This is a genomic window from Rhodococcus sp. IEGM 1354, from assembly GCF_030056855.1.
In the GTDB taxonomy this organism is placed as follows: Bacteria; Actinomycetota; Actinomycetes; order Mycobacteriales; family Mycobacteriaceae; genus Rhodococcoides.
In genome coordinates this window covers 429,302-449,983 of record NZ_JASHKT010000001.1, presented here as the reverse complement: position 1 = coordinate 449,983, position 20,682 = coordinate 429,302, and the positions used below count along the sequence as shown (strand labels likewise).

Here is a 20,682-nt window from a genome sequence, read left to right as displayed (position 1 = left end):
CCGTCGACCACCTCGCCGAACCGCCCTCGCGCCGGGTTTCTCCCGCGTAGCCTGACGGCGTACCTTCTCGCGCAGGTACGGAACAGGAGCTTCGATGTACCACCTCGACGCGGACCAGCAATCGCTCAGCGACGGTCCGCACGTGTACTTGCTCGATGCCAGAAGCACTCTCGAGGTTCAGGCCCTGAATCAGTGGATCGACGCCACCACCCCGGACGGAGAACGTCGGCCCCCGTCCGTCGTTCTGTCCGGTGAGGCCAGGACATCACTGTCGGACACCGTCCGCGGGTACGCCGACGATCCGCTGCTCATTCCGCTGCGGGTCACGTTGACCGATCGCAGCACCGGCATTCTGCATCGCATCTTCGCCCCGAGAGGCCGCTCGAAGCCGACACGGGTGTGGCAGCGGTGGGTGGCCAACGACGACCCCGATCACTCCGCAGTACTCGTCGGCGAACCCGCCACCCTGAGCGATCTGCAGGAGCGGTTCGAGCGCGGCGGGGGCACGTCGTTGTCGTCGTTCATCCTGCGGCAGGCGAGTCTCGCACTGGACAAGGCCGAACGCGGCGTCATCGGCTCGGAGTACAAGATTCCGCGGTTCGTCGTCGAGGACATGACGGAGCAGAAGAAGTTTCGGGACGGCATCACCGAGCTCGCGGACCAGGTCGGCCAGGATCGCGACACCGTCGACAAGAGGGTTCAGGACATCCTCGGCGAGATGGTGGCGACCGAGACCAGGCGCGCCGTCGAGATGTGGGGCACCCTCGGAGCGTACTTCTCGCGGGCGTACAAGGTCGACGTCGATCGCGATCAGCTGCAGAAGGTTCGCGAACTCAACAAGAACTATCCGTTGGTGTTCCTACCCAATCACCGCTCCTACCTCGACCCACTCGTGCTGCGTCCCGCGCTTCTCGCCGAGGGACTGCCGCTCAATCACGTCATGGGCGGCATCAACGTCGGCTTCTGGCCGTTGGGCCCGATAGCCAAACGCAGTGGCGTGGTGCTCATTCAGCGCAAGTTCTCGGACGCGATCTACAAATGGACGCTGCGTCAATACATGAGTTTTCTGCTCAGCAAGCGGTTCAACCTCGAGTGGTACATCGAGGGAGGACGCAGCCGCACCGGAAAGCTCCGCCCGCCGCGGTTCGGTCTGCTGACCTACCTCGTCGACGCCCTCGAATCGAGCGACGCGGAGGACGTCTATCTGATTCCGACGTCCATCACCTACGACCGACTGCACGAAGTCGGCGCGATGGCCGAAGAATCGCACGGGGCGAAGAAGCAAGCCGAGGGCATTCGCATGGCCATCGGGTACATCCGCGCGCAGGGCACGTTGCGCGGCAACGTCTATCTGAACTTCGGCGAGCCGATGTCGGTGGCGTCGATCGTCGCCGAGAACACCGACAAGCGTGTCGCGGTGCAGAAGATTGCCCTCGGTGTCTCCCATGCGATCAACGATGCGACGCCGGTGACCCCGGCAGCACTGGTCACGATGGCGCTGTTGGGCATCGAGGATCGCGCCCTCAACGTCAACGAGATGTGGGCCATCATCGCCCCGTTGGCCCGCTACATCAAGCGCCGAAACCTACCCACTGCGGGCGGGGTGGACATCGCCGACGTCGACGTCGTCCGCTCGGCCGTCATCGCACAGGTCAACGCCAACGTCGTCAAACGTTTCGACGACGGCCCCGAGCCGCTGTTCTACCTGGCGCAGGACAAGCATCTCGTGGCAGCGTTCTTCCGCAACAACGCCATTCACTTCTTCGTGATGCGCGCCATCGGAGAGCTGGTGGTGCTACCGACCGAGGGTGACTCGACGCCGCTGACTCAGGAATCGCTGTGGACGTCGGCGCTGCAACTGCGAGATCTGCTCAAGTTCGAGTTCTTCTTCGGCGACAAGAAGGACTTCGGGGAGCGTCTCGAATCCGAGGTCGATCTCATCGACCCGGACTGGCGCACCAGCATCAGTGACCCCGATTATGCTGCGCGACAGCTTCAATCGCAGGATCTGCACCTGGCACACCGCGTACTGCAACCGATCTTCGAGGCCTACCAGGTAGTGGCCGACCAGCTGATGCTGCTGCCGCAGAGCGGAGAATTCGACAAACCGACGTTCATCACGGAATGCCTCGGCGCTGCCCAGGCCAGGCGGCTACGCCAGCAGCTCGATCACAGTGAGTCCATCTCGGGCGAATTGTTCGACACTGCACTGCAACTGGCCGAAAACCGTGACCTCATCGATTCCAGTTCGGACGGCATCGCCCGCCGCCGCAGGGACTTCGCGCTGGAGATCGACGAATGGGCCCGCAAGGTACGTACCATCCGGGACATGGCGCACCGAATGCTCCGTGAGGTGGAACCGATCTCTGCCCCCGAGGAGAACAATCCATGACCGACTTCGACGATCGACTCATAGCGATCGCCGCCGCCCCACCCGGCCGAGACACCATCGCCTTCTTCGATCTCGACGGCACCCTGATCAACGGATTCTCCGCTCGCGCAGTGTTTCTCGAACGCCTCAAGACCCTCGACGTCACGGTCAAGGAACTGTGGGAGATCTCCAGTGCCGTCGTGGAGATGCGGATGCGCAACTCCCCCGTCGACAATCTGATGGGCAAGGCCGTCCGCGGCCTCGAAGGCCGTCGCGAGGACGACCTGATGGAACAGGCGTACACCCTGTTCCGCAACGAGATCGCGCCGATGATCTACCCGCAGGCCCGTGCTCTCGTCGAGGCTCACCGGCACGCTGGGCATCGCCTGGTGATGGCCACCTCGGCCACGCCGTACCAGGCACTGCCGGTGCAACAGGACATGATGTTCGAGGAGTTGCTGTGCACGACTCCGGTGGTCACCGACGGAATTCTCACCGGTGAGCTCGTCGGAGATTCGCTCTGGGGACCCCGCAAAGCGCAGGCGGCGATCGACTACGCCGAACGTGAAGGCATCGCTCTGGCAGGCTGTTTCGCATACTCGAACGGTGGCGAGGACGTGCCGCTGCTCGAGTCCGTCGGCCGACCCGTCGCCCTCAATCCCGATCCTGATCTCGCGCGCTATGCCGCAAAGAAGAACTGGCCCGCGCTGACGCTGGAAAGCCCGAAGCGCGGCACGGATCTGACGTCGGCGGTACGCAGCACGGCGGCACTCGGATCGGTCCTCGCGAGTGCGTCGATCGGGCTCGGACTTGGATTGCTCACCCGCAGTCGCCGCACCGGTGCCAACATCACCAGCACCATCGCCCCGGACATCGCGCTGACCCTCGCCGGGGTCAAGCTCGACGTCACCGGAACGGAAAATGCCTGGTCGGCCCGACCGGCCGTCTTCATGTTCAACCATCAGAGCACCGCCGACTCGATCATCGTGACTTCCATCCTGCGACGCGACATCACCGCCGTCGCCAAGCGCGAACTCGAACGCGACCCGCGCTTCGCATTGCTGGGCAGGATCTTCGACGTCGCCTATGTCGATCGCGGCGATCCTGCGCAAGCGCGAGAGGCCATGCGACCCGCGATCGAAAAACTGCACAGTGGCATCTCCGTCGCCATCGCCCCCGAGGGCACTCGCATGCCGACGTCCCGTCTCGGCCCATTCAAGAAGGGCGGCTTTCACCTGGCGATGCAGGCCGGCGTGCCGATCGTTCCGATAGTCATTCACAACGCCGGCGACGTGATGTGGAAGAAGGACTTCACCGTTCACTCCGGTACGGTCAAGGTCACCGTCGGCGAGCCCATTCCCACCACGGACTGGGATCCCGACAAGATCGACGAGTACGTGGACGCCGTCCGTTCCTACTTCGACAGAACGTTGGGATATGCCTGAGAATCAGATCAACTCGGTAGTACAGACGGAGATCGAGCGGAATCTATTGGGCGGCGAGCCCAAGTACAACCGCGCCGACATCGTCGAGAAGTCCGGGATTCCGCTCGAGCGGGTCATTGCCCTGTGGATCGGCATGGGCTTCCCCGTCCACACCGATACCGACGCACTCGTCTACACCGACGCCGATCTCGAAGCTCTGAAGCTGATCACCGCACTGACCGCGCAGAAGGTGATCAAGCCCGAGATGGAGGTTGCGATCGCACGCACCCTCGGGCAGTCGATGTCCCGGCTCGCGGAATGGCAAGTGGGCGTTGTGAACTCTCACATACTCGAACGCATCATCGACAGCCAAGAAGACACGAACGACATCGACGCGATTCGACGGAACGCCCGTGCCATCGCCGCAGAAACCGTCCCCACCCTCGAAGCGCTCCAGGGATACACGTGGCGACGCCACCTGGCAGCAGCGGCCGGTCGATCCATCGCCGCTCCCGACGACGCCGCCGACAGTCCCACGATGGCCGTCGGGTTCGCCGACATGGTCGGCTACACGAGCCTGACGCGTCGACTCGACATCGGCGAGTTGACGACGCTGCTCGAGGAGTTCGAGTCACTGGCCACCAATATCATTGCGCGAGGCCGCGGTTCGGTGATCAAGAACGTCGGCGACGAGGTGATGTTCAGCGCGCAGACCCCCGAGGATGCCGCCCACATCGCCCTCGACCTCCAGGACGCCTTCGACGAGCAGGAGGACATGCCGGACCTGCGGGTCGGGCTGGCATGGGGCCCGGTACTGGCCCGGTACGGCGACCTGTACGGGTCGGTGGTCAATATCGCTGCGCGCCTGACCAGTTCGGCCAATCCCGGAACGATCCTGGTCGATACCGTCATGACGGATGAACTGCGCCACGACTCCGAGTTCTACCTCAAATCGGTTCGCTCACTACGGGTCAAAGGGTTCCACAAGCTCAAGCCTCACCGGCTCAAACGCAACAAGCGAACCGGTCAGCGTAGCGAGGAGTAGAACTCCAGGTGTCGACGCGCAGCCTCGTCCCAGGTGAGGCTGTGCGCCAGCGCCAGCCCCGGTGACGGATCGTGCGGCTCGTGCAACGCACGGTCCAATTCGCTGGTCATGGTCTCCACCGACGATGCGTAGGTGACGCTGTCTCCGAACACTTCTCGCAGTACCGGCAGATCACGCGCCACCACCGGAGTCGACGCGGCGAGCGCCTCCATCGCAGCCAGGCCGAAGCCTTCCTTGGTGGAGAAGAACGACAACACCGCAGCCTGTGCAACGAGATGCGGCAGTTCGTCGTCGTCGACGGTTCCGAGTATCACCGGATCGATGCCCAGTTCTACTGCTCGACGATCGAATTCGGCTCGATAGCCACGGTAGTCGAACAGGGTCTCGCCGCCGGCGAACACCAGTTGCACGTGGCGATCGGACAGCCCGGCGAAGGCGTCGAGTAGATCGAGGCTGCCCTTGCGTGGCTCGATACCGCCGACAGCGAGCACGTACCTACCGAGCTTGTCCCGCCAGTGCGTTCTGCCCGATGCTGCAGCTGCCGAGAACCTTTCGGCATCGACCCCATTGGGGATGACCGTGGGTTCGAGTCCCCAACCGCGGTTCACATCGCTCGCCACCGCTGCCGATACACAGATTCGCGCGTACGGCGCGGTGATCGCTCGTTCGTGACATGCCGCGAGCTCGGGTGTGGTGAACTCGTCCAAATGATGGATGGTCCTGATGCACCGGCCGACGGCGTTGGCCGAGATACAGTCCTGCGCATGGACGACGTCGTACTCGCCGGGCGTGAAGGCCTGCCGCAGAACGCTTATCGATCGCAGAATCCGCTCGCCGACGCTCTCGTTCTCACTGTGAGAAAACGGCACCATCCGCACGGTGACAGCTGGGTCGACCTTGCGGAAGAACTCACTGTCGCCCCCGCGACCCAACGACCACACCGACACATCCTGGCCGGCGCGTGCCAGCGCTTCGGCCAGCGCCAACGTGTGCACCACGCCGCCGCGCGGTTTGGACGAATAGGTCAACAGGGCAATCTTCATCGATCCGGCTTCTCCTGCAACAAGTTCGGGTAGGCGTCGACGCGTCGCTCGGCCAGGTGATGCAGACCTCTCCGGGCCCGATCCACCTCGGCATCGACGTCGATCTCGTGCACGGCCAAACCGCCCTTGGACCACGTCTTGGCCAGCACGTCTCCACCGGGCCCGACGATCTTCGCCTGCCCGAGGAAGCGCAGCGATCCCATGACCCCGGTCTGGTTGGACGAGACGAGCACCACCTGGTTCTCGGCGGCGCGTGCCGCGTCGTACAGATCGAACAGACGGGACTGCCGATCGTTGGGTAGCGACGAGGCTCGATCGGTGACGCTGGCGGGCCAGGCCGACAGTGCCGCAATGATTCTCGCGCCGTCCAATGCGAGCGTGCGGGCCGACTCCGGGAACGTCTTGTCGTAGTCGATCAGCATGCCCATCCGTCCGACCGGTGTATCGAAGGCCTCGAACCGATCGCCGGCTGCGTAGGCCAAGGATTCCCCGAGCGGCTGATGCACCTTGCGGTGACTACCGAGAATCCCGTCTCCCGTCAGGCACGCAGCAGCGTTGTACCGCAGCCCCTTCGACAGTTCGGTGTACCCGATACACACCGTCATCGCACCCGCCGCAGCGATGATCGCAGCCAGCTCAGGACCGTCCGGATCGAGAGTGGGTGGCAACTCGGACGGGTCCGGGTTGCTCAGGCTGTTGATGTAACCCCCGAGGGATGCGTCGGGCAGCACCAAGAGGTCGATGCCCTCGCGGGCCGCACTGGAGATGATGGTCGTGATCTTCAGTACGGCCCGATCGACGTCTCTGCCGAAATGTGCTGCCAAAGCACCGATCTTGATGGGAGCCACGTCGAGATCAGACCATCTGGCTCTGCGGCTGCGCTGAGTGAAGAGACTGCGCTGAGTTTTGGGACTGCGCTGAGTTAGGAGACTGCGCTGAGTTTCGGGACTGCGCAGCACTGATCTCGAGGCCGATTTGATCGGCCAGGAATGCGGCGTCGCGAGCCACCGAGGCGAAGCGTCCCGAACCCCAGGTGTGCTGCCAGGGGAGCCCCAGGAAATACAGGCCAGGAACCGAGGTGACGCCGCGGTTGTGCGTCGGGTGGCCCTCGCCGTCGAATGCCCCGACCTTCAGCCACCGGTAGTCGGTACGGAAGCCGACCGACCACACGACCGCGGTGATGTCGGTGGTAGCGAGATCGAGTTCGGTCGTCTCGGACTCCGGACGCCACACCGGCACATAACGGTCCTCGGCGGGCGCACTGATGCCCTCGCGCTCGATGTACGCGTCGATGTTGTCCTTGATGCTCTCGGCCACCCGATCGGCAGCGTCGAGGGACGCTTCCAGGCTCGGGGCGAACTGCAGGACCCCGTCCTCCACGCCCAGTAGTCGGCCGTACAGCTGCATGCCCTCGGTCGCGAACGCGCGCAGGTCGATGTCTCGACCACCGTCACGGCCGGTGACGTAGTGGTTCGTGTTCTCGCGTTTGCCGACGCCACCGGGTTGATCTTCGATGGAGACATCGTAGACGCCCATGTCGTGCAGCCAGGCGACACAGTCACGCCCCCGATAGAAGCGTGCGACGCGAGGTGCGGTGCCGGCGACCAGATGAACCCGGCGGCCGTCGAGGTGCAGATCTTCGGCGATCTGCGCGCCGGACTGGCCGGTGCCGACGACCAGTACGTCGCCGTCCGGGAACTGATGCGAGCCGCGGTATTCGGAGGAATGGATCTGGACGATGTTGCGTGGCAGCTTCTCGGCAAATCGCGGAATGGTGGGGATGTGGTAACCGCCGACGGCAACGACGATCTGATCGGCGTGCATGGGGCCGGCGGAGGTCTGTAGATCGAAGCCGCCGTTCGAGCCCTGAAGCGCGCGTTCCACCGAAACGTGCTCTCGGACCGGCGCATCGAAGCTCTCGGCGTAGCGTCGAACGAAGGCGTAGACCTCGTCGCGCTGCATGAACCCGTCGGGATCGTCACCGTCGTAGGAGTATCCGGGAAGCGCGCACTGCCAGTTGGGGGTGACGAGGGTGAAGTTGTCCCAGCGTGAGTCCTTCCATTCGTGCGCGATGGTGTCGCGTTCGAGGACGACGTGGTCGATGCCTCGCTGCGTCAGATGCCAGCTGATGGACAGTCCGGCCTGCCCGCCGCCGATCACGATCACGCTGTAGTTTTCTATCGCACTGTGGTTCTCTGTCATAGCAATTCAGCTCCCGACATACTCAGTACGCGAACGGCACCGGCCTGATACGACGCGCTGACACCGTGAATCTCTTCCATCTGCTGCGCGGCCGACGTGCACCGCATCCCGAACTTGGCGAGAACTCGATCGCTCGCCACGGTCAACGCCTCGGATGTTCGCTGAACGAACTCGGCCACCGGGTACTCCTGTCCGGGGCTCAGATAGTCGTGCATCACCAAAGAGGGCGAGTAGCAGGACTGTTCACGTCCGTCGGGCCACCGCACCACGAACGACATCTCAGGCATGAACGGTCTCCTTGGTGATGGTGCGATAGACCGCGGGCCGCCGATCGCGGAGGTTGTACATACCGCCGCCACGTGCCGCACCGATGAGCGCGTCGACATCGACGGTAGCTGTGGCCAAACCCGGCTCGACGCCTGTGCCCGCGAGGATCTCACCGCCGGGCCCGACGATCTTGGCGCTGCAGACGAACCTCAGAGACCCGAACGTGCCGGCCTGATTCGCTGCGACCCAGATGATCTGATTCTCCAGTGCACGAGCGCGATCGTAGATGTCGAAGCGTTGCTTCCACCGATCTTCTTCCATGTTCGGGGTCGTCGCGGTACGTGCCGTGGGCCACGCGGAGATGGACGCGACGATCTCGGCTCCGTCGAGCGCGAGTTCGCGGGCCGCCTCGGGGAACCCCTTGTCGTAGCAGATCTGCATGCCCATCCGGCCGACCGGAGTGTCGAAGGCGGAGTAGCTCTCTCCAGCTGCGTAGCATAGGTTTTCGCCGAGTGGCTGGTGCACCTTGCGATACGAACCGAGGATGCCGCTGCCGTCGACCGTCACCGCGGCGTTGTAGCGGGTATCGCCGTCCTTCTCACAGAATCCGAACGTGACGACGGTATCGCCTGCCATGTCGATGACCCGCTCGATCTCGGGGCCGTCGAGTTCCAGAGCGGGTGGAAGTGCCTTCAGTCGACGCTGTCTCGATTCTTCGGTCTCGTCACCGCCACCGAGGCTGGGCAGGTACCCACCCAGGCACGCTTCCGGTAGCACCAGCAGTTGGCTACCGCGATTACGCGATTCCTCGAGCAGGGCGGCGATGGTGGCGTAACCCTGTTCCATGTCGCGGCCGAATTCGGCTGCGGCCACGGAGATCGTGATGTCGTTCATGCTTCTCCCAATCCGGTCACCGTCGAAGTGACCGCGCGCGTGGTGATTCCGTCGGGCCATCGCAAGGCGACGCCCGGAATGTCGGTGAGCTCTCCGCATTCTGCGGACAGTGCAGGTCCGGACGGTGCAGTCGGTGCACCGGGACGGTCCGCGGTGATCATCGCGAACCCGGGAAAACACGTGATCCATTCGCCCATCGACGCCGAGTCGGGCTTCGGAATCGAGGAGATGTCCAATACGGCACCGGTTCCGCTTGCCTCGGCCAGCATCCCGGTAGTGCCCGCCAGGCCGGCCATCGAGACGTCCTTGGCGGCCTTGGGCGCGGTGCGGGCGACGAACGATGCCATGGTCGTCAGTTCGGCGGAGTTGCGCCGTGACGTCGAATCCCATTGCTGGCCCTGATATCCACGACGCCAGCCACCCTCGACGTCCGCCGTCAGCGTCAATCGATCGCCGACGCTTCCGCCGCCGGCCCGTACCGGGTTCGCTGTGCGCCCCAGCGCAGTGACCGACAGCGACGACGGCACCCCGGCCTGGGTGTGGCCACCGAGTACCGGAACCTGCCAGGCCGCAGACGCATTGGCGAGGCCGCGGATGATGCGGGTCAGTCGAGATTGCGTGGGTGCACCGACGGAGTCGAGCATGCCGACTGCGTAGGCACCCATCGCCGAGAGGTCGTTGAGGTTGACCAGGGCCGCGCACCAGCCGGCCCACTCCGGGTCGCGGTCGACCATCGAGGGAATGATCGCATCGCAGGCGGCGATCATGTCGCTCCCGGGAACCGGGACACCGTCGTCACCTCGAAATCCTTTGGCACCGAGCCCGAGTGGCTGCGCCTTCAGCGGCGCGAGGACGCCGGCGAGCATCGCCTTGGTCGACGACACCAGCCGTTCGATCCTGTCGATCGGCCAATACATCGCCACGTGTGGAGTATTTGCCACCTCGACGTCTCCGCGCCTGATCCAGCCGAGACGGGTGAACAGTGTCTCGTTGCGCTTCTGCACCGTCGCATCGAAGCGCAGCACGCCGCGACTCTCGGCATGAGCACAGGCCGCACGAACCAGCGCTGGGCCCACACCGGATGTCCGCGCAGTGGCGGCAACCACCAGGCGACTGCCGGCCCACCACCCCAGATCCGTTGCCGTGCAGGGTGCCAGTCGCACCCCGCCGAGCACGGTGCCGTCTCGGTCGGTGGCCACGAGAACGACGGAGCGGGGATCGTCGTCGACGTCGTCGTGATCGGTACCGGCGAACAAACCCTGCTCGGCGACGAACGTCTCTCTGCGCAGTGCTCGGTACGCATTCAATTGTACTGTGCCGCCGCACGGCTGGACGATGAACTCGGGTTGCACGACAGTGATTGCAGCACCGGACAATCCGGCGAGATCGTTACCCTCCACGACGCCGTCCATGTCACCCTCCCGCGTTCTGCAGAACGCTGCACGCACCGCACGCCGCGCAGCCTGCCTTCTGATCGGACCCGAGCATCGCCGCTGCCTGAAGTTCCTTGGCGACGCGTCGGGTGACGCTTTCGAGGACGTCGGCAGCAGGAGCCGTCGCCCGGTCGACATCCACCGCCAACGTGCCGGCGAGCGGCCTGAACGGAACGACGAAGGGATACACACCCATCTCGATCAGTTCCGCTGCACCCGAGACCAATTCGTCTGGGTCCTCGCCGAGACCGACCAGTATGTACGTCGAAACCTGGTTGCGCCCGAAGACCCGGACCGCTTCTCTCCATGCCGCGCGGTACTCGTCCATCGAGACCGCGGCCTTGCCCGGCATCCACCTGCGTCGAACGTCGTCGTCGAGAGATTCGACGTGGATGCCGATGGATTCGGCCCCGGCGTCGTACAGATCCTGAATGGTCTGCAGGTCGCCGGGAGGTTCGCACTGCACCTGGATCGGCAACTGCGGAACCACCGCCTTGATGGCGCGCACACACCGGGCCAGGTGACGGGCACCGCGATCCTTTGCGGCCGAGGTGCCCGTCGTCATGACCATCTGGGTCACCCCGTCCAGCCGAACCGCCGCCTCCGCCACCTCGGCAAGTTGCGCGGGCGTCTTGACGGCTATGGTGTCGCCCGCGTCCAGAGACGCTTCGATGGAACAGAAGCGGCACCGCTGATCGGCGTCGTAGCGAATGCACGTCTGGACCACGGTCGTGGCCAGAACACTGGTGCCGTGCAGCTTGGCGATTTTCTCGTAGGCGATACCGTCGGCCGTGGAGAGGTCGTAGAACTTCGGGCGGGCGACGGCCTCAACATCGAGGCCGATATCGTTGCCGTCGAACAGAACTCGCCCTTCTTCGAGTACGTACGGACTGAGCGGGTTGCGCGGGATTGCTGCGCCGAGACCATCGATGCGGACATGTCCATCGTCACTCGGGCCGGCGCCGGCAGTTCTGGACACCGGCGTTGCTCCTCGAATCCCGAGCAACGCCAGATCCACACGTGTAGAGATGGACATAGTCGTCCCCTAGACCATGTAGGTCGAATTGATGATGGCACCCTTGCGCGCGTAGTGGATCAATGCGTCCTGCACGTCCAAGGGGTGGGCCGGGATGACACCCTCGATGAGGTCTTCTTCGCGACCCCCGTGCAGGGCCAGCCCGAAGCGGCAGCAGAACACGGTGCCACCCTCGGCGATGAACGTCGCGAGGGAGTCGTTGATGTTCTGCTCACCCGGGAACCCCGAGTCTCCCGTGGTCGGGAAGCCGCGCGTGGCAAGGCAATTGATAGCGCCTGGCCCATAGAAGTACATCGCCGACTCGAAGCCCTTCCGCAGAGCGCGGGTGGCCTGCAGCACCGCGACGAACGATACCGACGACTCGTGGGCGATGCCGTGCACCAGCGTGAAGTAGCTTTCGCCGTTCTCCGCCTTGTAGTCGGGGAAGATCTTGGTTGACCCGTAGATGTTGCTGCCCTTGGGAAGTGAGGGATGCGGAATCTCCTCGAGGGACTTCTTGATGTTCTCGGCGATGGACTGGTCGTGATCTGACACGTGCGTCTCCTGAGGTTCGCAGAGCGGGCTGGATGCGGTGGACACCGATGTCCACCCGAGAAAACCGTCATGTCCGGCGAGAGGGCAGATCCTCTGCGGCCATGGAACAAGTACAGGCCTCGTCGATTTCCGATTGGTCACGCTCGGAACAACGTCGTGTTTCGAGGGCCTCACAGTGTTGACGTGGTGTTACGCGGTTACTGTGAAGGAAAGTCCATCCACCCACCGCAGCATGACGAGGAACTCGATGATCGGCGCCGTCACCGGCTTGTTGTACGTGTTGTCCCTGGTAGTGGGGATCTGGGTGCTCGTGAAGCTCGCCACCAACAGGCCCGTTCTGCTGAAGAACAAGGCCGACCGCGCGTTGTTCTGGACGATCGCGGCTACCGAGGGCGTCGTTGCACTGCAGGCCGTGATCGGGTTCGTGATGATGTTCGCCTCCGATCGCGACATTCACCGGCTCACGTTCGGGTCGTACCTCGTCGGACTGCTGTTCCTGCTCCCACTCGGAACGTGGTGGTCTCTGGGCGACCGTTCCCGCGGCGGTACCGCGGTACTCCTCGTAGCCGTCCTCACCCTCGCAGCCATGGTGTTGCGACTGAGCCAGATTTGGGCCGGATATGCCTGACAAACTCCAGCAAGCCACGCGCACCGGATTCGGGCGCTTCCTCATCGCCGTCTACGCCGTGTTCGCCGTCGCCGCGACATCGCGATCGATCGTGCAACTCACGACCCGATTCGACAACGCCCCGGTCGCCTACCTTCTCTCGGCATTCGCAGCGGTGGTCTACATCATCGCGACGGTCGGCCTGGCACGAGCAACCGAGGCATCACGACGAGTGGTGACGGTCTCCTGCATCATCGAACTCGTCGGAGTCCTCGGCATCGGCACCCTCAGCTACATCCAGCCCCAGGACTTCCCGGAGCCGACGGTGTGGTCGCACTTCGGATCCGGTTACGTCTTCATCCCGGTGGTGCTACCCATCGCAGGACTGTGGTGGTTGCGAAAGACACGACAGCAGTAGAGGTCGCGAGTTCATGAATCATCGCGTCAGACTTTCATCCTCATTCCATTCGCGGTCGTCGCCGCTGTCGTGACCATCGCCGCCGTCATACTTTTTGCCATTGCGGTGCGACAGAAACGACGCGGCGAGTGGAGTGAGACAGAAGGCCGCATAGGGCCGGTAGCCGTGCGCGCGGCGGACCTGTACGCGCGACGCGTTGGTCGCCAATCACGGACCGCCCGTACCGCAAAGGCGGCCGCGCGGCTGATCAACCACGACGGCGACCGTTCGTGATGAGGCCGATGTCCACCGGGGAGGAGTTGATGCACCACCTGCTCGTCTTGTGGAAAATCGGGATAGTGGCCGCGCTACTGGCGATCGGAATCGCTGCGGCGATTGCCATCTGGAAACGGGTGACGTAGCCCCCTAGCACGGGCCACCGACAGGTTCCTGTTCGCGAATCTTTATGCACAGCAATAGTTTTCGATTGCACCATCATTGCGCATCGAACACCCGTTCGATACACTTGCTTCCATGACCACCGAGATCTGGCAGCTGAGCGAGAGTGAACATCTCGCCGACGCTGCTGATGTCTCCCACCGGATCCAGTTGTTGGAGGCCCGGCGGATTGCTCTGGTCGCCGACATCGACGCCCGCGTGAGCCGGGAGAAGCTCGGCTTCCCCGGACCCGCAGGCTGGCTCACCTCCACCACCCTTCTCTCACCGTCCAAGGCCAACAAGATCGTCGCCCTCGCCCGCGGACTCAAAAACTTCCCCGACATCGCCGACGCCGTCAACACCGGCGTCATGTCCGTCGACCACGCCGCCCTGATTCTCACCTTCGCCGAAGCACCACCGAAGAACCTCCCCCAAGAGGGTCGCGATATCGCCCGCTCCGCGATGATCACCGCCGCCACCGGGCCCGGGGCACGCACCGACAACATCCGCGAAGCGATCACCAAACTCGAGGACACCTACGGCGGCAACAAGCCACCACCGGAAGACACCGACCGCAACGAACTCTTCGCCTCGAAAACCCTCAACGGACGTCTCGTGGCGAAGATGGATTTCGATGCGATCACCGGAGAAAAGCTGCTCACCGCGCTTTCGCCGTTGACCGAACCCCGCCCTGCCGCCGACGGCACCCAAGACGAACGCAGTCCCGCACGGCGACGCGCCGACGCCTTCGGACACATCCTCGACCGCTACCTCGCCTCCAGTGACCGCCCCACCGAGGGCGGTGAGAAACCGCACGTCAACCTGCACATCCGGTTGCAGGACCTCCAGAGCCTGGCCGGCCAGAGCAGTGACGACATCACCGATGACGAAACCACGCGCGCTGCAACAGAATTCGACTCAGACCTGGTCGACCCGGTCGACATCGACACCACAGCAGAAACCAACAACGAGGCCGGTTCAGTGACTGCGGATCGTAGCGCATATCGGGACCTGTTCGGCGACGGCACCACCGTCGGCTGGCTGCCGTGGATGGGCCCGCTCTCCCGCAACACCTCTCGCCAACTCGCCTGCGATTGCCTCCTCACCGCCATCGTCATGGACGAGAACGGCAACCCACTCAACCTCGCCCGCACCGCACGCACCGTCACCGCCAAACAAAAACGAGCATTGACCGCCCGCGATCACGGCTGCGCGTTCCCCGGCTGCGGCAAACCCGCCGCCTGGACCGAAGGCCACCACATCTGGCACTGGGCCGACGGCGGACCCACCGACATGGACAACCTCGTCCTCCTGTGCGGGTTCCACCACCGACTGATCCACCACAGTGACTGGGAAGTGTTCATCGACACCGACAACCACCCGTGGTTCGTCCCGCCGGCATCCGTCGACCCCTACCGACAACCCCGACAATCCCACGCCCGAGCAGGCCCCCACATCGCATAGGCCCGCGCAAACGCACACCAGCCCCACACAAACACACCAGCCCCGCACCGAGAACACGGTGCGGGGCTGGAAGAGATTGTCCGACAGCTGCTTCAGGAATCTCGAGATGCCGTCACTTCAATGCAGCCAGGTTCGCCACCGACTGCTTCACATCGGTATCGAGTGCACGGGCGACCACCGAACCCACCGGGCCGAACAACACGCCCCCACCGAATTTCGCGTCGAGTGTCAACTCCGAACCGCCCTCGGCCTCACGGACGTGAACGGTCAGCGAGATCCTCACTCCACCCTTGCCGCGGCCCGACATCTCGATCAGCTTCGGCTCCTCGTACTCGGTGAACTCCCAGTTGATCGTGTTCTTGAAACCCTTCACCTTCACCAGCGACTCGACCTTCGTGCCCTTGCCGACCTTCTTCGGCGGCGGACTGCACCAACCACCGTGGATGGTCATCCACTCGTCGAACCGGTCGAGCGCGGATGCCTTGTCCCACGCGCCCTGAGGGTTCTCGGGCATCTGTACCGAGACACTGATCGTTGCCATGCATTCGAGCCTGTCACAACTTGCTCGCAGGTTCAGACGGCGAGCACTAACCTGAGACGATGGCCACGCTCGAGATCGAAGGCCGAAAGGTCTCCGTCACCAACCTCGACAAGGTGCTGTTCCCCGAAACCAGCACCACCAAAAGCGACATCATCGAGTACTACGCCGCCATCGCCCCGGCGATGCTGCCGCACGTCGCAGGACGCGCCGTGACCCGCAAGCGGTGGCCGAACGGCGTCGAACAATCCTCGTTCTTCGAGAAGAATCTGGCCGCATCCGCACCCGACTGGCTCGACCGCCGATCCATGCAGCACTCCGACCGAGTCGTCACCTACCCGTTGTTCTCCACCGCAGCGGATCTGGTGTGGCTCGGGCAGCAGGCGGCCATCGAAGCGCACGTGCCGCAATGGCGTTTCGACGGCACCGAACCCGGGCCCGCCACACGCATGGTCTTCGACCTCGATCCCGGCGACGACGTCGACCTCGCCCGATGCGCTGAGGTGGCCTGCGAGATACGTGACCTCATCGCAGACATCGGCATGACCGCATACCCGGTCACCAGCGGCAGCAAGGGAATTCACCTGTACGTACCGCTGGACAAACCGCTGTCGACGTCCGGCGCGTCCACCGTCGCCAAACGCGTGGCCACGCTGCTGGAAGAACGGTCACCGGATCGGGTGACCGCCACGATGGCGAAAGCGAAACGCACGGGTCGAGTGTTCGTCGACTGGAGTCAGAACAACGGCAAGAAGACAACCGTTGCGCCGTACTCACTTCGGGGCCGTTCCCTACCCACCGTCGCGGCCCCCCGAACCTGGGAGGAGCTCGAATCGCCACGACTGCAACAACTTCGATTCGAGGAGGTTCTGGAACGATTCCACGACACCGGCGACCTACTCGCCGATCTCGACCCGAAACCGGCAGCGGAAGAACACGACACCTCCGACACGGACAAGCTCGGCAAGTACCGCAGCATGCGTAGCGCGGACCGAACTCCGGAGCCCATCCCGAAAACCGCCGAGCCCCAGGGTGACGACGACACGTTCGTGATTCAGGAACACCATGCGCGACGCCTGCACTACGACTTCAGGCTCGAACACGACGGTGTCCTGGTGTCGTGGGCCGTCCCCAAGAACATCCCGATCGAGACCGGCCAGAACCGTCTCGCAGTCCACACCGAGGACCACCCACTGGAATATGCGACGTTCGCCGGACGAATCCCCAAGGGCGAGTACGGCGGCGGTGACGTCTCGATCTGGGACAGCGGAACCTACGAACTCGAGAAGTGGAGAGACGACGAAGTCATCGTCGTTCTGCACGGAGCCAAAGCACGCGGAAGGTTCGCCCTCATCCGTACCAAGGGCAACCAGTGGCTCATGCACTTGATGAAGGACCAACCCGGAGGAGACAGCGCACCTACCGAAAGTCAGGAGAGCCCGTCGACGGAAAAGCCGGTGCCGAAGAACATCTCACCGATGCTGGCGACCGCGGGCGACATACTCGAGCTACCCGAGGACGAGTGGTCGTTCGAGGGTAAATGGGACGGCTTTCGTATCGTCGCCGAACTGACTCACGGTTCGATGACCCTGCGCACCCGCAGCGGAAACGACTACACCGAGAAGTTCGGAGCCATCGGTTCTCTCGCCGAGGACCTGGCAGATCACGACGCCGTCATCGATGGTGAAGTGGTCGTCTTCGACGGCAACGGAATCAGCAGTTTCGAGAAGCTGCAGAACGCCGCCCGCGACGACATCCGGTTCATCGCCTTCGACCTGCTCCATCTCGACGGCACGTCCCTCGTGCGCAAGAAGTACTCCGACCGGAGACGATTGTTGGAATTGCTCACCACCGGCCTCGACTCGGTTCTGGTGCCGCCGTTGCTGACGGGTTCGGCTGCCGACGCCGTCGCCGAGAGCCGAGAACGGGGATGGGAGGGAGTCGTCGCCAAGCGCACCGATTCGATCTACCAGCCGGGCAAGCGCGCCCACACATGGATCAAGTACAAGAACTGGCGCACGCAAGAAGTCGTGATCGGCGGTTGGCGACGCGGCCAGGGGCGTCGTTCCGGCGGATTCGGATCACTGTTGATGGGGATCCCCGACGGCGACGGCCTTCGCTACGTCGGTCGCGTCGGTACCGGTTTCGACGATCGCACGCTCGATTCACTGGCCGGCCTGCTGGCTCCGTTGGAAACGTCGGACAGTCCTTTCTCCTCGACGCTTCCCACTGCCGACAGACGCGGTTCCGTGTGGGTGGATCCGGTGCTCGTCGGAGAAGTGCGGTTCTACGAGGCGACCGAATCCGGCCATCTGCGTCACCCGAGCTGGCGCGGACTGCGCCCGGACAAGACGCCGACGGACGTCGTTCCCGAGTAGACGACGCCAACTGCCCAGCAGCGGATTTGGCCGAGTCACCGAAACCGGCAGAAAGACCGTTCCTCGGTTGCCATAGAATCGCCGGGTGCGTACCGTTGCGCTCATCGTCGCCCGGGGGGCGTAACGAGTCACAGATCAATAGCTATATCGAGTTGCGGGCCAGCTCTACGGGGGCTTGCCGAATCGTCGAGACGCGCGCCGTTTCGATTCAGGCATGGAGGGGTTTACCAGATGCGGGTTCTCAAATTGGCAGGCGCTGTCAGCATAACGGCGGTCGCCGTTCTCTGTTCGACGCTTGTCGGCCCAGGTCAGGCCGCTGCGGCGCCCTTGTTTCCGACGCCCATATCGGACGGCTTCTACGCTCCGCCGGCCGACCTCGCCGCCTTGGCACCGGGGGACGTGATCGCCAGCCGTCCGATGCCGCCACCTCCCGGCTTCTTCGACGTCGACGTGTGGCAGCTGAAGTTCCGCTCCACGAATTCGGCGGGCAATCCCATTGCTGCGATCAACACGGTGCTCGTTCCCCGCAACAAAGCCCCCAACGGACCGGTGCTGTCTTACCAACACATCATCAATGCACTCGGTCTCGAATGTGCACCGTCACAAGCGCTCTGGTCCAACGATCCCAATCTGGCGATCCGCGAGGCACCCGCACTGAACGCCGTTCTGCAGCGTGGCTGGACGGTTGTCATCGCCGATCACCTCGGCCCCAACAGTGCCTACGGTGCTGCCAAGCTCGGCGGACAGATCGTGCTCGACAGCATCCGCGCCACCCAGCGTTTCGGTCCGCTTCAGCTGCAACAGAGTCCGGTCGCGCTGGCCGGTTACTCCGGTGGCGGCATGGCGACCGCCTGGGCAGCAGCGTTGCAGAACGACTACGCGCCCGAGCTGAACATCGTCGGCAGCGCCGCGGGCGGTGCTCCGATGAACCTCGAGCGCATGGCTCGCGATCTCGGTTTCGCACCCCACCCGGTGTTCGGTCTCGCCTTCGCCGCTGCGCTCGGCCTCGAGCGTGAGTACCCCACTCGCATTCCGATCAGTTCCCAGTTGAACCCGTTGGGCAAGCAGATCGAGAGTGAAATTCAGAACGGGTGCACCAACGACATCATCGCCGCCGGTGCCGGTAAGAGCGCGATGGAGGTCGCAGGCACGTTGGACTTGATGAACAGCCCGGAGATGATCGCGGCCGTCAACGAGAACAGCGTCGAGATGTACCCCGGTGTGCCGAAGGCACCGTACTTCGAGTGGCACAGTCCCACCGATGCGCTCATCCCGGTCAGCTCGATCGACAACACGATCGCCCGCTACTGCCGTGCCGGAGTCAACGTCACCGAGGTCCAGGTACCCAGCAACGATCACCTGACCGCTGCCGTACTCGGCCTGCCGCAGGCTCTGGAGTGGATCGATCAGCGGTTCGCCGGAGTGCCTGCCGTTTCCAACTGCTGACCGTATTGTCCGACCCGGTGCGCGCTGGATAACCATATGGGTCGGTTAGGCTAACCTCGCAAATACACGCGCGAGGAGTCCCCATGAAGAAGACCGTCCACGTAGTCGCCGCCGGTGCCGCAGTCATGGCACTGGCGGTCGGCTGTTCGTCCAGCGACGAATCCACTGCCTCCGGTAACTCCGAGAACAGTGCCAACTTTCCCGTCACCATCGAGCACCACTTCGGCGAGACGGTCATCGACGCCGCTCCCTCCCGGGTCGTGACCATCGGATTCAACGAGCAGGACTTTGCGCTGGCGCTCGGAGTCAAGCCAGTCGCCACTCGCGGAAATCTCAGCTACGACTACCGCCAGCGTCCATGGGCCCAGGAAGCATTGGGCGGCACCGAGATCCCCGAGGTCGGCAGCACCGACCTGAACCTCGAGCAGATTGCTGCGCAGTCACCCGATCTGATCCTGGGACCGTACTCGTTCATCGATCAAGGCCAATACGACCAACTTTCGGCGATGGCCCCGACGATCGCAGACATCGGTGGATACGACGACGTCCCCGCGGCCACGTGGCAGCAGGAATTCGCTGTGGTCGGCGAGGCACTGGGCAAGAAGCAGGAATCCGACGAGCGAACCGCCGAGCTCGAGAAGAAGTTCGAGACCACCCAGACCGACAACCCTCAGTTCGCCGGCAAGGCACTGACACTCGCGTTCGTCATGGACGACGGCAGCTACTTCGTCCTCGGCAAGGACGACATCCGAGCACTGTTCTTCACCGACCTCGGCTTCGAGATCCCCGACGCCAGCGAAACGGTCAGTCCCGAAAACCTCAGTCGACTCGACACCGACGTCCTCGTCATCGCCGGGCAGAGCCGTGAACAACTGCAGGCAAACCCGCTGATCGCCGCACTCGACGTCGTGAAGCAGGACCGCACCGTCTACATCGGCTCGTTCAGCACCGACCTACCGTCGGCTCTCGGCTACTCGAGCCCACTGTCACTGGACTACGCAATCGACGGATTCACCCCGATGCTGGCCGCCGCAACCGACAACGACCCGGCCACCGTGGTCCCAGATCCAGTTTCATAGGTCACTCCGCAGGCTGCGCTCCCGGCTTTCCTAGGTCACTCCGCAGGCTGCGCTCCCGGCTTTCCTAGGTCACTCCGCAGGCTGCG

19 protein-coding genes are annotated in these 20,682 nt (G+C 63.8%); 9 read left to right on the top strand and 10 right to left on the bottom strand.

The window, feature by feature from the left end:
- Positions 1-94 precede the first annotated feature (94 nt).
- From QM588_RS02310 to QM588_RS02300, 3 genes are read left to right on the top strand one after another with little or no spacing between them, the layout of a single operon-like run.
- Positions 95-2,392 (top strand): glycerol-3-phosphate 1-O-acyltransferase, encoded by a 2,298-nt coding sequence (locus QM588_RS02310; RefSeq protein ID WP_283311187.1) that lies wholly within the window; start codon positions 95-97, stop codon positions 2,390-2,392.
- Entirely contained in the window at positions 2,389-3,816 is a 1,428-nt protein-coding gene (locus QM588_RS02305; RefSeq protein ID WP_283311185.1) for an HAD-IB family hydrolase, read from the top strand. Before QM588_RS02310 ends, QM588_RS02305 begins: the two co-directional genes overlap by 4 nt.
- Positions 3,809-4,840, top strand: coding sequence for an adenylate/guanylate cyclase domain-containing protein (locus tag QM588_RS02300; RefSeq protein ID WP_027495245.1), 1,032 nt, complete (start codon positions 3,809-3,811; stop codon positions 4,838-4,840). The genes QM588_RS02305 and QM588_RS02300 overlap by 8 nt, the downstream gene beginning before the upstream one ends.
- Here QM588_RS02300 and QM588_RS02295 read toward each other — a convergent pair.
- Genes QM588_RS02295 through QM588_RS02260 form a run of 8 tightly spaced genes read right to left on the bottom strand, consistent with a single transcriptional unit; the run spans position 4,822 to position 12,249 of the window.
- Positions 4,822-5,883: an MSMEG_0565 family glycosyltransferase gene (locus tag QM588_RS02295; RefSeq protein ID WP_283311184.1), complete on the bottom strand. Its 1,062-nt coding sequence runs from the start codon at positions 5,881-5,883 to the stop codon at positions 4,822-4,824. The two genes, QM588_RS02300 and QM588_RS02295, sit on opposite strands and share 19 nt — an antisense overlap.
- Entirely contained in the window at positions 5,880-6,731 is an 852-nt protein-coding gene (locus QM588_RS02290; RefSeq protein WP_027495243.1) for a carbon-nitrogen hydrolase family protein, read from the bottom strand. The genes QM588_RS02295 and QM588_RS02290 overlap by 4 nt, the downstream gene beginning before the upstream one ends.
- A gap of 7 nt (positions 6,732-6,738) precedes the next feature.
- Entirely contained in the window at positions 6,739-8,085 is a 1,347-nt protein-coding gene (locus QM588_RS02285) for an MSMEG_0569 family flavin-dependent oxidoreductase (RefSeq protein ID WP_283311181.1), read from the bottom strand.
- Positions 8,082-8,372: an MSMEG_0570 family nitrogen starvation response protein gene (locus QM588_RS02280; RefSeq protein WP_027495242.1), complete on the bottom strand. Its 291-nt coding sequence runs from the start codon at positions 8,370-8,372 to the stop codon at positions 8,082-8,084. Before QM588_RS02280 ends, QM588_RS02285 begins: the two co-directional genes overlap by 4 nt.
- On the bottom strand, positions 8,365-9,246 hold the full coding sequence (locus tag QM588_RS02275) for a carbon-nitrogen hydrolase family protein (RefSeq protein ID WP_283311178.1): 882 nt from the start codon (positions 9,244-9,246) through the stop codon (positions 8,365-8,367). The genes QM588_RS02280 and QM588_RS02275 overlap by 8 nt, the downstream gene beginning before the upstream one ends.
- Positions 9,243-10,658, bottom strand: coding sequence for an MSMEG_0567/sll0787 family protein (locus tag QM588_RS02270; protein ID WP_283311176.1), 1,416 nt, complete (start codon positions 10,656-10,658; stop codon positions 9,243-9,245). Before QM588_RS02270 ends, QM588_RS02275 begins: the two co-directional genes overlap by 4 nt.
- Before the next feature lies 1 nt (position 10,659).
- On the bottom strand, positions 10,660-11,715 hold the full coding sequence (locus QM588_RS02265) for an MSMEG_0568 family radical SAM protein (protein WP_283311174.1): 1,056 nt from the start codon (positions 11,713-11,715) through the stop codon (positions 10,660-10,662).
- 9 nt (positions 11,716-11,724) lie between these two features.
- On the bottom strand, positions 11,725-12,249 hold the full coding sequence (locus QM588_RS02260) for an MSMEG_0572/Sll0783 family nitrogen starvation response protein (protein WP_283311172.1): 525 nt from the start codon (positions 12,247-12,249) through the stop codon (positions 11,725-11,727).
- A gap of 232 nt (positions 12,250-12,481) precedes the next feature.
- Between QM588_RS02260 and QM588_RS02255 the strand changes: the two genes are divergently transcribed.
- Positions 12,482-12,877 carry a hypothetical protein gene (locus QM588_RS02255; protein ID WP_230074147.1) on the top strand — a complete coding sequence of 132 codons (396 nt, stop codon included), beginning with the start codon at positions 12,482-12,484 and terminating at the stop codon, positions 12,875-12,877.
- The gene (locus QM588_RS02250) at positions 12,870-13,274 is read left to right on the top strand and encodes a hypothetical protein (RefSeq protein ID WP_027495236.1); all 405 of its coding nucleotides are present in this window, start codon (positions 12,870-12,872) and stop codon (positions 13,272-13,274) included. Before QM588_RS02255 ends, QM588_RS02250 begins: the two co-directional genes overlap by 8 nt.
- 18 nt (positions 13,275-13,292) lie before the next feature.
- Here QM588_RS02250 and QM588_RS02245 read toward each other — a convergent pair whose 3' ends face one another.
- Entirely contained in the window at positions 13,293-13,481 is a 189-nt protein-coding gene (locus QM588_RS02245; RefSeq protein WP_283311170.1) for a hypothetical protein, read from the bottom strand.
- A 306-nt stretch (positions 13,482-13,787) separates the two neighbouring features.
- Between QM588_RS02245 and QM588_RS02240 the strand changes: the two genes are divergently transcribed.
- Entirely contained in the window at positions 13,788-15,155 is a 1,368-nt protein-coding gene (locus QM588_RS02240; RefSeq protein WP_283311169.1) for an HNH endonuclease signature motif containing protein, read from the top strand.
- A 112-nt stretch (positions 15,156-15,267) separates the two neighbouring features.
- Here the strand turns inward: QM588_RS02240 and QM588_RS02235 are convergent, their stop codons facing one another.
- Complete coding sequence (locus QM588_RS02235; protein WP_283311168.1) at positions 15,268-15,696, bottom strand: type II toxin-antitoxin system Rv0910 family toxin; 429 nt, start codon at positions 15,694-15,696, stop codon at positions 15,268-15,270.
- 59 nt (positions 15,697-15,755) lie between these two features.
- On the opposite strand from QM588_RS02235, the gene QM588_RS02230 reads away from it, so the two are divergent.
- From QM588_RS02230 to QM588_RS02220, 3 genes are all read left to right on the top strand, one after another.
- The gene (locus QM588_RS02230) at positions 15,756-18,071 is read left to right on the top strand and encodes an ATP-dependent DNA ligase (protein ID WP_283311166.1); all 2,316 of its coding nucleotides are present in this window, start codon (positions 15,756-15,758) and stop codon (positions 18,069-18,071) included.
- Positions 18,072-18,302: 231 nt separating this feature from the next.
- Entirely contained in the window at positions 18,303-19,517 is a 1,215-nt protein-coding gene (locus tag QM588_RS02225) for a lipase family protein (RefSeq protein ID WP_283311164.1), read from the top strand.
- An 83-nt stretch (positions 19,518-19,600) separates the two neighbouring features.
- A complete protein-coding gene (locus QM588_RS02220; protein WP_027495231.1) occupies positions 19,601-20,596 on the top strand; it encodes an ABC transporter substrate-binding protein in 996 nt (331 codons plus the stop codon).
- The last annotated feature ends 86 nt before the right edge of the window (positions 20,597-20,682 follow it).

Bases quoted from the DNA above. Each gene is read 5' to 3' on its own strand.
- QM588_RS02310 (WP_283311187.1), top strand. From the start codon at position 95: ATGTACCACCTCGACGCGGACCAGCAATCGCTCAGCGACGGTCCGCAC.
- QM588_RS02305 (WP_283311185.1), top strand. From the start codon at position 2,389: ATGACCGACTTCGACGATCGACTCATAGCGATCGCCGCCGCCCCACCC.
- QM588_RS02300 (WP_027495245.1), top strand. From the start codon at position 3,809: ATGCCTGAGAATCAGATCAACTCGGTAGTACAGACGGAGATCGAGCGG.
- QM588_RS02295 (WP_283311184.1), bottom strand. From the start codon at position 5,883: ATGAAGATTGCCCTGTTGACCTATTCGTCCAAACCGCGCGGCGGCGTG.
- QM588_RS02285 (WP_283311181.1), bottom strand. From the start codon at position 8,085: ATGACAGAGAACCACAGTGCGATAGAAAACTACAGCGTGATCGTGATC.
- QM588_RS02280 (WP_027495242.1), bottom strand. From the start codon at position 8,372: ATGCCTGAGATGTCGTTCGTGGTGCGGTGGCCCGACGGACGTGAACAG.
- QM588_RS02275 (WP_283311178.1), bottom strand. From the start codon at position 9,246: ATGAACGACATCACGATCTCCGTGGCCGCAGCCGAATTCGGCCGCGAC.
- QM588_RS02270 (WP_283311176.1), bottom strand. From the start codon at position 10,658: ATGGACGGCGTCGTGGAGGGTAACGATCTCGCCGGATTGTCCGGTGCT.
- QM588_RS02265 (WP_283311174.1), bottom strand. From the start codon at position 11,715: ATGTCCATCTCTACACGTGTGGATCTGGCGTTGCTCGGGATTCGAGGA.
- QM588_RS02255 (WP_230074147.1), top strand. From the start codon at position 12,482: ATGACGAGGAACTCGATGATCGGCGCCGTCACCGGCTTGTTGTACGTG.
- QM588_RS02250 (WP_027495236.1), top strand. From the start codon at position 12,870: ATGCCTGACAAACTCCAGCAAGCCACGCGCACCGGATTCGGGCGCTTC.
- QM588_RS02240 (WP_283311169.1), top strand. From the start codon at position 13,788: ATGACCACCGAGATCTGGCAGCTGAGCGAGAGTGAACATCTCGCCGAC.
- QM588_RS02235 (WP_283311168.1), bottom strand. From the start codon at position 15,696: ATGGCAACGATCAGTGTCTCGGTACAGATGCCCGAGAACCCTCAGGGC.
- QM588_RS02230 (WP_283311166.1), top strand. From the start codon at position 15,756: ATGGCCACGCTCGAGATCGAAGGCCGAAAGGTCTCCGTCACCAACCTC.
- QM588_RS02225 (WP_283311164.1), top strand. From the start codon at position 18,303: ATGCGGGTTCTCAAATTGGCAGGCGCTGTCAGCATAACGGCGGTCGCC.
- QM588_RS02220 (WP_027495231.1), top strand. From the start codon at position 19,601: ATGAAGAAGACCGTCCACGTAGTCGCCGCCGGTGCCGCAGTCATGGCA.